This is a genomic window from Streptomyces sp. DH10, assembly GCF_029813805.1.
In the GTDB taxonomy this organism is placed as follows: domain Bacteria; phylum Actinomycetota; class Actinomycetes; order Streptomycetales; family Streptomycetaceae; genus Streptomyces; species Streptomyces coeruleofuscus.
This window is the reverse complement of the sequence record NZ_JARVKU010000028.1, coordinates 45,299-59,350: the sequence shown is the minus strand read 5'-3', so window position 1 is coordinate 59,350 and position 14,052 is coordinate 45,299. Positions and strand designations below refer to the sequence as shown.

12 protein-coding genes are annotated in these 14,052 nt (G+C 72.3%); 2 read left to right on the top strand and 10 right to left on the bottom strand.

Translation table 11 applies throughout. The features are described from left to right. Positions 1 to 60: 60 nt before the first annotated feature. From hflX to miaA, 6 genes are all read right to left on the bottom strand, one after another. Positions 61 to 1,554 (bottom strand): GTPase HflX, encoded by a 1,494-nt coding sequence (hflX, locus tag QC385_RS38395; RefSeq protein WP_279546031.1) that lies wholly within the window; start codon positions 1,552 to 1,554, stop codon positions 61 to 63. Positions 1,555 to 1,771: 217 nt separating this feature from the next. After that, entirely contained in the window at positions 1,772 to 3,259 is a 1,488-nt protein-coding gene (locus QC385_RS38390) for a M1 family metallopeptidase (RefSeq protein WP_279546030.1), read from the bottom strand. Positions 3,260 to 3,564: 305 nt separating this feature from the next. Then, positions 3,565 to 5,760 (bottom strand): RelA/SpoT family protein, encoded by a 2,196-nt coding sequence (locus QC385_RS38385; protein ID WP_279546029.1) that lies wholly within the window; start codon positions 5,758 to 5,760, stop codon positions 3,565 to 3,567. A 297-nt stretch (positions 5,761 to 6,057) separates the two neighbouring features. Then, positions 6,058 to 6,930: a diaminopimelate epimerase gene (gene dapF, locus QC385_RS38380; protein ID WP_279546028.1), complete on the bottom strand. Its 873-nt coding sequence runs from the start codon at positions 6,928 to 6,930 to the stop codon at positions 6,058 to 6,060. 151 nt (positions 6,931 to 7,081) lie between these two features. Further along, positions 7,082 to 7,630 carry a hypothetical protein gene (locus tag QC385_RS38375; protein WP_279546060.1) on the bottom strand — a complete coding sequence of 183 codons (549 nt, stop codon included), beginning with the start codon at positions 7,628 to 7,630 and terminating at the stop codon, positions 7,082 to 7,084. Between the two features lie 108 nt (positions 7,631 to 7,738). Next, the gene (gene miaA, locus QC385_RS38370; protein ID WP_279546027.1) at positions 7,739 to 8,677 is read right to left on the bottom strand and encodes a tRNA (adenosine(37)-N6)-dimethylallyltransferase MiaA; all 939 of its coding nucleotides are present in this window, start codon (positions 8,675 to 8,677) and stop codon (positions 7,739 to 7,741) included. A gap of 182 nt (positions 8,678 to 8,859) precedes the next feature. Here miaA and QC385_RS38365 point away from each other — a divergent pair, with 182 nt between their 5' ends. Together QC385_RS38365 and QC385_RS38360 are read left to right on the top strand one after the other, a co-directional pair. Beyond that, entirely contained in the window at positions 8,860 to 9,126 is a 267-nt protein-coding gene (locus QC385_RS38365) for a hypothetical protein (RefSeq protein ID WP_279546025.1), read from the top strand. 26 nt (positions 9,127 to 9,152) lie between these two features. After that, positions 9,153 to 9,554 (top strand): antitoxin, encoded by a 402-nt coding sequence (locus QC385_RS38360; protein ID WP_279546024.1) that lies wholly within the window; start codon positions 9,153 to 9,155, stop codon positions 9,552 to 9,554. A gap of 197 nt (positions 9,555 to 9,751) precedes the next feature. Here the strand turns inward: QC385_RS38360 and QC385_RS38355 are convergent, their stop codons facing one another. The 4 genes from QC385_RS38355 to QC385_RS38340 all read right to left on the bottom strand — a co-directional run bounded on the left by QC385_RS38355 (position 9,752) and on the right by QC385_RS38340 (position 13,900). Further along, complete coding sequence (locus tag QC385_RS38355) at positions 9,752 to 10,495, bottom strand: class III extradiol dioxygenase subunit B-like domain-containing protein (RefSeq protein ID WP_279546023.1); 744 nt, start codon at positions 10,493 to 10,495, stop codon at positions 9,752 to 9,754. A 163-nt stretch (positions 10,496 to 10,658) separates the two neighbouring features. Next, entirely contained in the window at positions 10,659 to 12,182 is a 1,524-nt protein-coding gene (miaB, locus tag QC385_RS38350) for a tRNA (N6-isopentenyl adenosine(37)-C2)-methylthiotransferase MiaB (RefSeq protein ID WP_279546022.1), read from the bottom strand. 63 nt (positions 12,183 to 12,245) lie between these two features. Further along, positions 12,246 to 12,953: a response regulator transcription factor gene (locus tag QC385_RS38345; RefSeq protein WP_279546021.1), complete on the bottom strand. Its 708-nt coding sequence runs from the start codon at positions 12,951 to 12,953 to the stop codon at positions 12,246 to 12,248. Further along, a complete protein-coding gene (locus QC385_RS38340) occupies positions 12,953 to 13,900 on the bottom strand; it encodes a sensor histidine kinase (RefSeq protein WP_443033095.1) in 948 nt (315 codons plus the stop codon). The genes QC385_RS38345 and QC385_RS38340 overlap by 1 nt, the downstream gene beginning before the upstream one ends. Positions 13,901 to 14,052: the final 152 nt, after the last annotated feature.

Here is a 14,052-nt window from a genome sequence, read left to right as displayed (position 1 = left end):
GACTGAGACGCGCCAAGCCGACGGCTCGCTCACGCAGACGACTCGCTCACGCCGAAGCCGTCAGAGCGCCGGCGCCGGAACGTACGGCGCGAGCTCCGCCGCCAGTTCCTCGTGCACCCGCGCCTTGATCAGCGTGCCCTCCGGGGTGTGCTCCTCGGAGAGGACCTCGCCCTCGTCGTGGGCACGGGCGACCAGCTTGCCGTGCGTGTACGGCAGGAGCGCCTCGATCTCGACCGACGGGCGCGGCAGCTCGTTGTCGATGAGCGCGAGCAACTCGTCGATGCCCTGGCCGGTGCGGGCCGAGACGGCCATGGACCGCTTCTCGACACGCAGCAGCCGCTGGAGCGTCAGCGGGTCGGCCGCGTCGGCCTTGTTGATCACGACGATCTCGGGTACGCCGGTGGCGCCGACGTCCCTGATCACCTCGCGCACGGCGGCCAGCTGCTCCTCCGGGTTCGGGTGCGAACCGTCCACCACGTGCAGGATCAGGTCGGACTCGCCGACCTCCTCCATCGTGGAGCGGAACGCCTCGACCAGGTGGTGGGGCAGATGGCGCACAAACCCGACCGTGTCGGCCAGCGTGTACAGCCGGCCGCTCGGGGTCTTGGCCCGGCGGACGGTCGGGTCGAGGGTCGCGAACAGGGCGTTCTCGACCAGCACGCCCGCGCCCGTGAGGCGGTTGAGCAGCGAGGACTTGCCGGCGTTGGTGTAGCCCGCGATGGCGACCGAGGGCACCTTGTGGCGCTTGCGCTCCTGGCGCTTGATCTCGCGGCCGGTCTTCATGTCCGCGATCTCCCGGCGCATCTTCGCCATCTTCTCGCGGATCCGCCGCCGGTCCGTCTCGATCTTGGTCTCACCGGGACCACGGGTGGCGAGGCCGCCGCCCTTGCCGCCGCCCATCTGCCGGGACAGCGACTGACCCCAGCCGCGCAGCCTCGGCAGCATGTACTGCATCTGCGCGAGCGCGACCTGCGCCTTGCCCTCTCGGGACTTGGCGTGCTGGGCGAAGATGTCCAGGATCAGAGCGGTCCGGTCGATGACCTTGACCTTGACGACGTCCTCGAGGTGGATCAGCTGGCCCGGGCTGAGCTCACCGTCACAGATGACGGTGTCCGCGCCCGATTCGAGGACGATGTCGCGCAGCTCCTCGGCCTTGCCGGAGCCGATGTAGGTCGCCGCGTCGGGCTTGTCGCGGCGCTGGATCACACCGTTGAGCACCAGCGCGCCGGCCGTTTCCGCGAGGGCGGCGAGCTCCGCGAGGGAGTTGTCCGCGTCCTGCGCGGTTCCCGTGGTCCAGACGCCGACGAGCACGACCCGCTCCAGGCGGAGCTGGCGGTACTCGACCTCGGTGACGTCCTCGAGCTCGGTGGAGAGGCCCGCCACACGGCGCAGAGCCGCGCGCTCGGAGCGGTCGAGCTGATCGCCGTCCCGCTCTCCGTCGATCTCGTGGCTCCAGGCGACGTCCTCTTCCATCAGGGCATCGGCCCGAAGACCCTCGGGGTGGCTGTGCGCGAAGCGCTTGGTGTCCTGGGAAGGGGAAGAAGAGGAGGTCATTGGATCCTTACGTAGCTGGGAAACCGTTTACGGCGACGGAGCGCTGCGAGCTTTCCGTCACCGGGCATAACGCGCGAGCGTTCCGGGAGATTCCCGGCGCTCCGTGCCGCGCCGACCTGAAGATAGTCGCACGGCACGGGGCGTCTCGTCACCGTCTTATCGAGCGGCCGCCTCAGCGGATTCGGCCGCCTTATCGGGCTCAGCCGCCTTCCCGGGCTCATCCGGTTTCCGGCGCGGCCGGCTTCCAGTCCGGGTGCCCCGGCATCGGCGGGGTCTTCTCCCCGTAGAGCCAGCCCTGGAAGAAGCCGTCCAGGTCGCGCCCGGAGATCTCGGCGGCGAGCCGGACGAAGTCCTCCGTCGTGGCGGTGCGGTCCTTGTACCGGCCGACCCAGGCGCGCTGGAGGCGCTCGAAGGCCGCGCGGCCGATCTCCTGGCGCAGGGCGTACAGGACGAGCGCGGCGCCGTCGTAGACGTTCGGCCGGAAGATGCCGGTCTTGCGGCCGGGCTCGGGGGCCTTCGGGGCGGCGGGGGGTCCGCCGGCCGCGCGCCAGCGGTCGGAGGCGCCGTACGCGGCCTTCATACGGTCCCGCATGGGCTTGCCGGCCTGCTCCTCGGCGTACAGCGCCTCGTACCAGGTGGCGTGTCCCTCATTGAGCCACAGGTCGGACCATGTGCGGGGGCCGACGCTGTCGCCGAACCACTGGTGGGCCAGCTCGTGGATCATGATCGACTCGACGTACCACGCGGGGTGGACGGGCTCGGTGAACAACTCCCGCTCGAAGAGGGAGAGCGTCTGGGTCTCCAGGGCGAAGCCGGTGGAGGCGTCGGCCATGAGCAGGCCGTACGTCTCGAAGGGGTAGCGGCCGACCTTGCCCTCCATCCAGGCGATCTGCTCCGGGGTCTTCTCCAGCCAGGGTGCGAGCGCCTTGCGGTACCTGGTCGGGACGACGTCCCGTACCGGCAGTCCGTGCGGGCCGGTGCGGTGCAGCACGGTGGAGCGGCCGATGGAGACCTGGGCGAGTTCGGTGGCCATGGGGTGCTGGGTGCGGTACGTCCACGTGGTCGACCCGCGGGACTTGTCCACCCCGGTGGACAGGCCGTTGGCGACGGCCGTGTGACCGTCGGGTGCGGTGACCCGGAAGGTGAACATCGCCTTGTCGGAGGGGTGGTCGTTGCACGGGAAGACCAGGTGCGCGGCGTCCGCCTGGTTGGCCATGGCGAGGCCGTCCGCGGTGCGCACCCAGCCGCCCTCGCGCCCCTTGGCGGGTACGGGGTCGCTGGTGTGCCGCACGGTGATCCGCATCCAGTTGCCGTCCGACACGGAGCCCTGCGGCGTGATCACCAGGTCCTCGCCGGCGGTGCTGAAGGTGGCGGGCTCGCCGTCGACCTCGACCGAGTGGACCGCGCCGTGGGCGAAGTCGAGGTTGACCCGGTCCAGGTCGGCGGTGGTCCAGGCGTCGATGGTGGTCACGGCCCGCAGCGGCTCGCTGTTGCTGCCGGGGTAGGAGAAGGAGAGGTCGTACGACGCGACGTCGTAGCCGGGGTTGCCGAGGTACGGGAAGAGGCGGTCGCCGACGCCGAGCGGGACGACGGGGGCGCTCGCGGCGACGAGGCAGACGGAGACGGCCGAGGCGAGCAGCGCCGCGGACGTCCGCCGACGACAGGAGCGGGTACGGGGGCGGGTGCGGTGGGGGGTGAGGCGCATGCCTCACGGCTATCAGCGCGCGCGTGCGCGACGCGGACGACGCGCGTCCGTCCCACCCGAACCGGGGACCGGGGCCTGCGCCGGGTGCCACCCCGCGTCAGATGGCCGACGCCCGGGCGGGCTCAGCCGAGCGGTATCCGGCGGCCGGCGCCCCGGGCGGCCTCAGCCGAGCCGAATCCCGTGGGCGACGCCTGGGCGGCCTGCCGAGCCGAATCCACCAGGCGGCCTCAGCGGAGCCGTTCCCGTGGGCCGGTGCTCAGGCGGCCTCAGCGGAGCCGTTCCAGTGGGCCGGTGCCCGGGCGGGCTCAGCCGCCCTGCGTCTGCCGCTGGGCCCGGGTGACGTCGTAGACCCCGGCGACGTTGCGCATCGCGCGCATGAGGGCGGGCAGGTGGGCCGCGTCCGGGAGCTGCACGGTGTACGTGTGACGGACCTGCTGCTGGGTCGGGGGTTCGACGGTCGCGGAGACGATCTCGGCGCCTTCGAGGGCCATGGCCTCCGTGAGGTCCGCGAGCAGATGGGGACGGACGAACGATTCGGCGACCAGCGTGACCCGGCACTCGCTGGCATCGCCCCAGCCCACTCCGACCTCCGTGCGCCCCCCGTCCTTCATACGGGCCACCGCGGCACACTCGACGCGGTGCACGGTGACGGCTCCCCCGCGCACGGCGAAGCCGGTGATCTCGTCCGGTCGTACGGGTGTGCAGCAGCCGGCGAGCCGGACGCTGGCGCCGGGCCGGTCGGTGAGGACGTTGCCGCCGGCGGGGCGGACGGCCGCCTGCTCGGGAGCCGCTCCGTCCGGGTCGGATGCCTCGGCGGTCGCGGGCCGGCGGGCCGCCGCGCGTTCCTCGGCCCGCCGGTCCCCCTGGACGTCGGTCCGCTGGGCCTCGGCCTGTGCCGGATGGGCTGCCAGCCAGCGCTGGATGGCGATCCGGGCCGCGGGCGTGTGCGCGTGCTCCAGCCACTCCCGGGAGGGCTCGGACGCGGGGTCCTGGCCCATGAGGAGCTGGACCGTGTCACCGTCCTTCAGGACGGTGCTCAGCGTCGCCAGACGGCCGTTGACCCGGGCGCCGATGCACGCGTGCGCGTCCTCGCCGTACTGCGCGTACGCGGCGTCCACGCAGGTCGCCCCCTCGGGCAGGCCGAGTGTGCCGCCGTCGGGCCGGAAGACGGTGATCTCACGGTCCTGGGCGAGGTCCTCGCGCAGCGTCGACCAGAAGTGGTCCGGGTCGGGCGCCGCCTCCTGCCAGTCGAGGAGGCGGGAGAGCCAGCCGGGGCGGGTGGGGTCGACGCGCTCGCCGTCGGCCGGGTCGTCGGCGGCCGGCGCGTACGGGTTGCCGAGCGCGACGACCCCGGCCTCCGCGACCTTGTGCATCTGGTGCGTGCGGATGAGGACTTCGACGACCTGGCCGTCCTCGCGGGCGACGGCCGTGTGCAACGACTGGTACAGGTTGAACTTCGGTACGGCGATGAAGTCCTTGAACTCCGAGACCACCGGCGTCATGCAGGTGTGGAGCTCGCCCAGGACGCCGTAGCAGTCGGCGTCCTCGTTCACCAGCACCAGCAGCCGGCCGAAGTCGGAGCCGCGGAGCCGGCCGCGTTTGCGGGAGACCCGGTGCACGGAGACGAAGTGGCGGGGCCGGATGAGGACTTCGGCCGGGATGTCCGCCTCGCGCAGCACGGTGCGCACCTCGTCGGCGACCTCGGCGAGCGGGTCGTCCGTGCGGGCGGCGTTGCGGACGATCAACTCCCTCGTGTGCTGGTACTCCTCGGGGCGCAGGATCGCGAAGACGAGGTCTTCCAGTTCGGTCTTGAGCGCCTGGACGCCGAGCCGTTCGGCGAGCGGGATCAGCACGTCACGTGTCACCTTGGCGATGCGCTCCTGCTTCTCGGGGCGCATGACGCCGAGGGTGCGCATGTTGTGCAGCCGGTCGGCGAGTTTGATCGACATGACGCGGACGTCGTTGCCGGTGGCGACGAGCATCTTGCGGAAGGTCTCGGGCTCGGCGGCGGCGCCGTAGTCGACCTTCTCCAGTTTGGTGACGCCGTCGACGAGGTAGCGGACCTCCTCGCCGAACTGCTCGCCGACCTGCTCGAGCGTCACATCCGTGTCCTCGACGGTGTCGTGGAGCAGGGAGGCGGTCAACGTCGTGGTCTCGGCGCCGAGTTCGGCGAGGATCAGGGTCACGGCCAGCGGGTGGGTGATGTACGGCTCGCCGCTCTTGCGCATCTGGCCGCGGTGCGAGGACTCGGCCAGGACGTAGGCGCGGCGCAGGGGTTCGAGGTCCGCGTCGGGGTGGTGGGCGCGGTGCGCGTCGACGACGTGGCTGATGGCGTCGGGCAGCCGGTCGCGGGCGGCGGGGCCGAGCAGGGCCGCGCGGCCGAGGCGGCGCAGATCGATCCGGGGGCGGGCCTTTCTGCGGGGGGCTGTCGGCGTCACCGGCCCTGACACCGCGCCCGGCATCGGGCCTGGGGTCACGGAATTCGTGGCCTCCGCACTCATGGGCACCTCCGGCTGCGTGGACCGGCGGACGGGGTGCCCCAGGGCGGACACGGCTCAGGGGGCGGCTTCGTCCCCCGTCCGGGCCGGTGCTTGATGCTACCGACCCCACCATGCCTGGCTGACCGCCTCTCGCCGAGCGTGAAACTGATCACCCATTCGAGGGACGAATGTGAGGTTTGTACCCCTGTGCATCGTGACCATGACGGCTCCGTTCCCGCCAAGTGGCCGGATCCGTACGGCGGTTTCGGGTCGAGGGTCCGACAGCTCGCGGCACTTCCAGGACGGTCGGCGCCTGCCTCACGCGCGCGTGGCGGTGTCCAGCCAGTCCGCGTCGATCTCGCCCTCGGCGACGATCACCGCAGGGCCCGTCATCTCGATCTCGCCGTCGGGCCGCTCGGTGATCACCAGGGTGCCACCGGGTACGTCCACGGTGTACGTCGCCGGGGTACCGGTGGCCGTCGGGTCGGCGCCGTCGCGCCGGGCGGCGGCGACGGCGACCGCGCACGCGCCCGTGCCGCACGAGCGGGTCTCCCCGGCGCCGCGCTCGTGCACGCGCAGCGCGACGTGCCCGGGACCGCGGTCGACCACGAACTCGACGTTCACACCGTCCGGGTAGGCGGCGGCCGGGCTGAAGGGCGGCGGGGAGAGCAGGTCACCGGCGTGGGACAGGTCGTCCACGAAGGCGACCGCGTGCGGATTGCCCATGTTCACGTTCCGCGCGGGCCAGCTGCGCTCGCCGACGCTGACCGTGACGTCGCCCTCGGGCAGCACCGCCTTGCCCATACCGACGGTGACGTCGCCGTCCTTGGCGATGTGCACGGTCTTCACGCCCCCGCGCGTGGCGACCGCGAGGTCCCCTTCGGTGACGTGCCCGGCGCGCTGGAGGTAGCGCGCGAACACCCGCACGCCGTTGCCGCACATCTCCGCGATCGAGCCGTCGCCGTTGCGGTAGTCCATGAACCACTCCGCCTCAGCCGCCATGCCCTTCGCCTCGGGATGCGCCGCGGACCGCACCACGTGCAGCAGTCCGTCACCGCCGATGCCCGCGCGGCGGTCGCAGAGGGCTGCGACGGCGGCCGGGGGCAGGTCGACGGCGTTCTCGGGGTCCGGGACGATCACGAAGTCGTTCTCGGTGCCGTGGCCCTTGAGGAAGGGGATCCGCGTGCTCATTCCTCGATCGTACGGGGCGCTCCGCGGGTCCAGCCGAAGGAGGGTGCCAGGGGGTATCGGGCCGTGATTCCGTGCGGGTGCATCGTGGCTTGTCGCGCCCACGCGGCGGAGCAACATGTCGACACAGCCCCGTGCCCCTATGCGGCGCACTTCAACGGAGCCGTGCTACCCGCCAGACCGCGAGTACGACCACCGCGGCCACCATCACCGAGTACGCGAGGACGACCCGCCAGTCGCGTTTGCGGCCCGAGCCCTTGGCCGGCAGGCCCGGCCAGGTGTGGCCCACGCGGCGGGCGGCCATCATGCCCCAGCCGGCCGCGCACGAGCAGATCAGCAGCCCGAGCATGGCGATCACGGCTCCGCTGTCGCCGAAGTCGAAGGCGAGCGGGAACGCGAACATCAGGGAGCCGAGCGCGGCCAGGCTCACGATGGGCGCGAGCTGCCAGATGCGCAGCCGGCGCTGCGGGCGCAGTTCGACCTCGACCTCGCCCGCGAACATCTCCTCGGGCTCGGGGCCGTCGTCCGTCACACCCTGCGTCTCGTCGGGCCCGTCGGCGCTGAGACGGTCCGATTCCTGGTCCGGTCCGTCCCCGAGCTCCGGTCCGTCCCCGAGCTCCGGGTCGTCCCGGCGCTCCGGCACATCCCGGTCGGCGGTGATGTGATCGGTGCCTTGTGCGGTGTCGCGAGGGCCGGCCTCCATCGCCACGCGCCCTCCCAACTAGGACTCAACTCGGTCGATCGAAGCTTGATGATGGCACGCCGCCGCAGGCCCGGATGACGGCCTGGGCGTCCCGATGCCATGACGTGATCAGGCTGTAACCGGTCGTTCGACCAAAGACAGCGCGAGCTGCGGAAGTTCTGAGAGATCGGCCGCAGCCCCACTCAACCAGTGCACCCGGGGATCGCGCCTGAACCACGAATCCTGACGGCGCGCGAAGCGCTTGGTGGCACGTACGGTCTCAGCCCGCGCGTCCTCCAGGGTGCACTCCCCGGCGAGCGCCGCGAGCACCTGCTGGTAGCCGAGCGCGCGCGAGGCGGTACGCCCCTCACGCAACCCCCGCGCCTCCAGTGCGCGCACCTCGTCCACGAGGCCGGCGTCCCACATCCGGTCCACCCGGCGCGCGATGCGCTCGTCCAGTCCGGGCCGGGGCACGTCGACACCGATCTGGATCGTGTCGTACACGGAGTCGTGGCCGGGGAGGTTGGCGGTGAAGGGCCTGCCGGTGATCTCGATCACCTCCAGGGCCCGGACGACCCGGCGGCCGTTGCTCGGCAGGATCGCCCGCGCGGCCTGGGGGTCGGCGGCGGCCAGACGGGCGTGCAGCGCACCGGAGCCGCGCAGCGTCAGCTCCTCCTCCAGCCGGGCGCGGACCTCGGGGTCGGTGCCGGGGAACTCCAGGTTGTCGACGGCCCCGCGCACATACAGTCCGGAGCCGCCGACCAGGATCGGCCAGCGGCCCTCGGCGAGCAGGGCGTCGATCCGCTCGCGGGCCAGGCGCTGGTACTCGGCGACGGACGCCGTGACGGTCACGTCCCAGATGTCCAGGAGGTGATGGGGAACGCCGCCGCGCTCCTCGGGCGTCAGCTTGGCGGTGCCGATGTCCATCCCTCGGTAGAGCTGCATGGAGTCGGCGTTGACGACCTCACCACCGAGACGCTGGGCCAGGAAGACGCCCAGATCGGACTTTCCGGCCGCGGTTGGTCCGACGACGGCGATGACGCGGGGGGCGGGGGGTGCACTGCTCACCGACCCAGTCTCGCAAACCTCGAACCCTGCTCTCGAACGAGTTACGTGACGCCACGGCCGCGGGGTCGTTGCCCGTTGCGAGGTTCCTGCCGCCGGATCGCAGAGGCGGTGGCCCGGGTCGCGCAAACGGACGCACCGGGCGACGCGGGATTTCGCCCGCACGAGTAACGTATGGAGTGGATATGGGCGTTTTTGCACGACTTCTCCGGCGGTCCAAGGCTACGGAGGAGACGCCTGCCGAGGCTCAGGCCGACAAGGCGACGGCCGGGACCGAGGCGGAGGAAACTGCAGGGGCTGAGGCGGCGAAGGGGGCTGAGGGGGCAGCGGAAGCGGCCGAGCCGGCGACTGAGGCGGCCGAGGTCACCGAGACCGAGGGCGTCGACATCCCGAAGCAGCAGTCCACCGACAAGGCCGCCGACAACGAGGCCGGCGAGGGCGCCCGCGCGTGACCGCCCCGCGCGAGGGAAGGTGAACCATGGGTCTCCTGGACAATGTGAAAGCCAAGCTGGGCCCGGCCAAGGGCAAGGTCTCGGACCTCGCGCAGCGGCACGAGGACAAGATCCAGCACGGCCTCGACAAGGCCGCGCACATCGTCGACAAGAGGACCAAGGGCAAGTACAGCGACAGGATCCAGTCGGGCACGGGCAAGGCCAAGGGTGCCATGGACCGACTCGCGCACAAGGGCGACAGCGGACCGGCCGCGGGCGGCACGACACCACCGCCGACTGCGGGTGGCACGACACCGCCGCCGACTGCGGGTGGCACGACACCGCCGCCGGGCCCGGGCGGCACCATGCCGCCGGACACGGGCCGTACGGCACCGCCTCGGGACGCCGGAGGCACTCCGCCGCCGGACGCACCACCGCCCACTTCCTGAGCGCACATCGACGCAGCAGGTCCTGAACACACATCGGCACACCGAAGGGCACATCGGCGGACGGCCGCGGAGCACTAGGGCTCCCGGCCGTCCGCCGTTTCCCGTGCCCGCTGCCGTTTCCCGTACGCGCCGCCGTTTTCCGTGCCCGCCGCCACGCCGTTCTCGTACGCGCCGCCGGGGCCGCCCTGCCGCCGGGTCTACGACCAGGTGGCCACGATGTATCCCACCCCGTACGGCGCGTCCTCGTACAGCAGTGATCCACCGAGGTCCGCGCCCTCGGCCGCGCCCGCCAGGACCTGCCAGGGGGCCCGGCCGGAGGCCTTCAGTTCACGCGCCAGCCCTGTGCCCAGCGTCGTGAGCGCGGCCATGTCCGCCGTGCCGAGCGCGCGTGCGACCTCCGCGTCGAAGGGTGCCGCCCGTTCGTCCAGATAGCCCGGGGCCTTGAGCGTCCGGCACGCGCTGGCGTCACCCATCACCAACAGCGCGACCCGCTCGGCCCGTGTGGCGAGGTCTCGCCCGATCCGGGCACACCGCTCGGGCGCGAGCCGGTCCCCCACGCCGAGTCCCTCGACGGGGGCGTCGGACCAGCCCGTCCGCTCCAGCAGCCAGGCGGCCACCGCCAGCGAGTACGGCAGCCGCTGTTCCGCGGACGAACCCTCGTCGCCCTGTTCCGCGGACGGCCCCTCGTCGCCCTGCCCCAGCCGTACGTCGAGATCGACGCCGAAGCCCCGGAACGAGCCCCGCGCGCCCTCCGGATACGTCTCGGGTCCGGTGCTCTCCACCGGCCCGACGACCACGAGCCGGCCGGGCCGGGCGGCGGCGAGCACGCCCAGCGCGTCCGTGCAGGCGGCCCGCGCGGCGTCCAGCTCCGGAGCGGCGCCCGCGGCGACGCCGGGCACCAGCAGGGGCGGGCAGGGGCAGACAGCGGCGGCGACAAGCATGATCGGCAGGGTAACCCGCGAGCCCTTCAGAACAAGCCACGGCCGGAACCGACCGCAGCCGGGCCCAGGCGCGGTCAGGTCAGGCCGCGGCCTCACTCAGGTCCGGCGGCGACCGGAGCGCGGCCCAGCGGCCCGGCCCAGTTGCTCGGCTCAGCTGCTCGGCTCAGTCGCGGCCGCAGCCGCTCGCCGCCACCGGGAGCGGCTCGGGGACACCGATCGTCGGCAGGCCCAGGAGCACGCCGGCCGATTGGCCCGGCTGGCCCTCCTTCTCCGCGTTGCGCTTCTCCCAGGCGTCGCCCGCGCGCGTGCGGCGCACGTCCAGCACGGGGCCCTCGGCGAGGAGGTGGTGCGGGGCGGCGTAGGTGATCTCGACCGTGACCACGTCGCCGGGGCGGACCTCCTGGTCCGGCTTGGTGAAGTGGACGAGGCGGTTGTCGGGGGCGCGGCCGGACAGGCGGTGCGTCGCGTCGTCCTTGCGGCCCTCGCCCTCGGCGACCATCAGCTCCAGCGTGCGGCCGACCTGCTTCTTGTTCTCCTCCCAGGAGATCTCCTCCTGGAGGGCGACGAGACGCTCGTAGCGCTCCTGGACGACCTTCTTGGGGATCTGGCCGTCCATCTCGGCGGCCGGGGTGCCCGGGCGCTTGGAGTACTGGAAGGTGAAGGCCTGGGCGAAGCGGGCCTCGCGCACCACGTGCAGCGTCTGCTCGAAGTCCTCGTCGGTCTCGCCGGGGAAGCCCACGATGATGTCGGTGCTGATCGCCGCGTGCGGGATGGCGGCGCGGACCTTCTCGATGATCCCCAGGTAGCGCTCCTGCCGGTAGGAGCGGCGCATGGCCTTCAGGACCGTGTCCGAGCCGGACTGGAGCGGCATGTGCAGCTGCGGCATCACGTTCGGCGTCTCGGCCATGGCGGCGATGACGTCGTCGGTGAAGTCGCGCGGGTGCGGGGAGGTGAAGCGGACGCGCTCCAGGCCCTCGATCTTCCCGCAGGCGCGCAGCAGCTTGCTGAAGGCCTCGCGGTCGCCGATGTCGGAGCCGTACGCGTTGACGTTCTGCCCGAGGAGCGTGATCTCGGAGACGCCCTCCGCGACCAGGGTCTCGATCTCGGCGAGGATGTCGCCGGGGCGGCGGTCCTTCTCCTTGCCGCGCAGGGCCGGGACGATGCAGAAGGTGCAGGTGTTGTTGCAGCCGACGGAGATGGAGACCCAGGCCGCGTACGCGCTCTCGCGCCGCGTCGGCAGCGTCGAGGGGAACGCCTCCAGCGACTCGGCGATCTCGACCTGCGCCTCCTCCTGGACGCGCGCGCGTTCCAGCAGGACCGGCAGCTTGCCGATGTTGTGCGTGCCGAAGACGACGTCCACCCAGGGCGCCTTCTTCACGATGGTGTCGCGGTCCTTCTGTGCCAGACAGCCGCCGACCGCGATCTGCATGCCCGGGCGGGCGGCCTTCTTGGGCGCCAGGTGACCGAGGTTGCCGTAGAGCTTGTTGTCGGCGTTCTCACGCACGGCGCACGTGTTGAAGACGACGACGTCGGCCTCGTCGGCGCCTTCGGGGGCGCGGACGTAGCCCGCGTCCTCCAGCAGACCGGCCAATCGCTCGGAGTCGTGGACGTTCATCTGGCACCCGTAGGTGCGTACCTCATATGTGCGCGTGCCGCCCACTGACTGGCTCCGGTCGATGCTGCTCATGGGGACAAGGGTAGGCGGTCGCCGGAGGTGGCTCGGCCGCCTGTGGACAACCCGGGCCCGGGCTCACGCCTCGATGAGACCGGCGCGGATCGCGTACCTGGTCAGCTCCAGACGGTCGCGCATGCCGAGCTTCTGGAGGAGGTTGGCACGGTGGCGTTCGACCGTCTTGGCGCTGATGAAGAGGAGCTCCCCGATCTCCTTGGAGGTGTGGCCCTCGGCGACCAGCTTGAGGATCTCCTCCTCTCGTTCTGTGATGGCGCGTTCCGGCAGGCCGTCGCCCCGGTGCAGCCGCTCCAGGTAGGAGCGGACGAGGGCCCGCTCGGCGCCCGGGTAGATGAACGGCTCGTCGCGCACGGCCGCCCGGCACGCCTCGACCAGGTCGCGGTCGGCGACGGACTTGAGGACGTAGCCGCTGGCTCCGGCCCTGAGCGCCTCGAAGAAGTACTCCTCGTTGTCGTACATCGTCAGGATCAGGATGTGCAGCGCGGGCAGCCGGCGGGAGAGTTCGCGGGCCGCCTGGAGGCCGGTCATCCGGGGCATGGCGACGTCCAGGACGGCCAGGTCGACGTCGGTTTCCCGGGCGCGGGCGACGGCTTCGGCCCCGTCCCCGGCCTCGGCCACGACCGTCAGGTCGGGCTCCCCGTCCAGGATGAGGCGTACGCCCCGGCGCACGAGGGTGTGGTCGTCGGCGAGCAGGACGCGGATCGGGGGCCGGGCGTTCGGGGACCGGGGGGTGGTCGGCGGGCTTCCCGGCGTCACGGGTGTGGACATCAGCGTGCTCCTTCCGGCACCGGTACGCGCAGGCGTATGTCGGTGCCCCGGTCGGGGGCCGGTTCGAGGGCGAGGGAGGCGCCGATCAGGAGGGCGCGTTCCCGCATGCCGGTGATGCCGGCGCCCTCCGGGGCGTCGCCGGGGCCGGTGCCGTTGTCGCGTACGAGGAGTTCGACGCCGCCGGGGACCGGCCGGAGGCGGAGTTCGGCACGGTCGGCACCGGCGTGCCGGGCGGTGTTGGTGAGGCCTTCCTGGGCCACTCGGTAGACGACGAGTTCCGATTCCGGGGTCAGGGCGGGGAGGTCGCCGGTGACGTGGTGGCGCACGGTCAGCCCGTGGGTCGTGAACTCGGCGGCCAGTGAGCGCAGGGCGCTGGCCAGGCCGAGTTCCTCCAGGACGCCGGGGCGCAGCCGGCGGGCGATACGGCGGATCTCGTCCAGGCCGGCCCGCGTCGCCTCCTGCGCCTGGCCGACCTCCTCACGCAGGTCCTCGGGCGCCCGGTCCGCGACGCGCTTGAGCTGGAGGAGGACGGCGGTCAGGGTCTGCCCGACCTCGTCGTGGAGCTCCCGGGCGATCCGGTGCCGTTCGCTCTCCTGCGCGGACAGCGCCCGGGCGGCGCCCGCCGCCCGCTCGGCCTTCAGCCGGTCGAGCATCGCGTTGTACGTCGTGATCAGCCCGGCCGTCTCCGCGGGTCCGGCGACCACCGGGCGGGAGCCCGGGCGCAGCAGGTCCACGGTGGCCATGGCCCGGTCCAGCCGTTGCAGGGGCCCGAGGCCGAAGCGCAGCACGAGTGCGTTGCCGGCGAGCAGCATCGCCAGGCCGCCGAGCAGGACGAGCGCCTCGCCCGCCAGGACGGGGGTCGACACGGTGACCGGGCCGAGCAGCAACGCGGTGGCCACGACCAGGCCGGCCGCGTTGAGCGAGAAGATCCGCCAGAACAACGACACGTTCCTGGATCCGCTCCTTCCGCCTTTCGCGTATGGCCCGCCTTTCGCGTGTGAGCCGGCCCTCTCGTACGACCCGGCCTTCGCGTCCGACCCGGCCCTCGCGTGTGGCACCGCCTCCTCCACCCTCTCCGGCGACCGGCCGCTGCGTATAT

Coding starts and splice junctions, on each gene's coding strand:
- hflX (WP_279546031.1), bottom strand. CDS start 1,554: ATGACCTCCTCTTCTTCCCCTTCCCAGGACACCAAGCGCTTCGCGCAC.
- QC385_RS38390 (WP_279546030.1), bottom strand. CDS start 3,259: ATGCGCCTCACCCCCCACCGCACCCGCCCCCGTACCCGCTCCTGTCGT.
- QC385_RS38385 (WP_279546029.1), bottom strand. CDS start 5,760: ATGAGTGCGGAGGCCACGAATTCCGTGACCCCAGGCCCGATGCCGGGC.
- dapF (WP_279546028.1), bottom strand. CDS start 6,930: ATGAGCACGCGGATCCCCTTCCTCAAGGGCCACGGCACCGAGAACGAC.
- QC385_RS38375 (WP_279546060.1), bottom strand. CDS start 7,630: ATGGAGGCCGGCCCTCGCGACACCGCACAAGGCACCGATCACATCACC.
- QC385_RS38365 (WP_279546025.1), top strand. CDS start 8,860: ATGGGCGTTTTTGCACGACTTCTCCGGCGGTCCAAGGCTACGGAGGAG.
- QC385_RS38360 (WP_279546024.1), top strand. CDS start 9,153: ATGGGTCTCCTGGACAATGTGAAAGCCAAGCTGGGCCCGGCCAAGGGC.
- QC385_RS38355 (WP_279546023.1), bottom strand. CDS start 10,495: ATGCTTGTCGCCGCCGCTGTCTGCCCCTGCCCGCCCCTGCTGGTGCCC.
- miaB (WP_279546022.1), bottom strand. CDS start 12,182: ATGAGCAGCATCGACCGGAGCCAGTCAGTGGGCGGCACGCGCACATAT.
- QC385_RS38345 (WP_279546021.1), bottom strand. CDS start 12,953: ATGTCCACACCCGTGACGCCGGGAAGCCCGCCGACCACCCCCCGGTCC.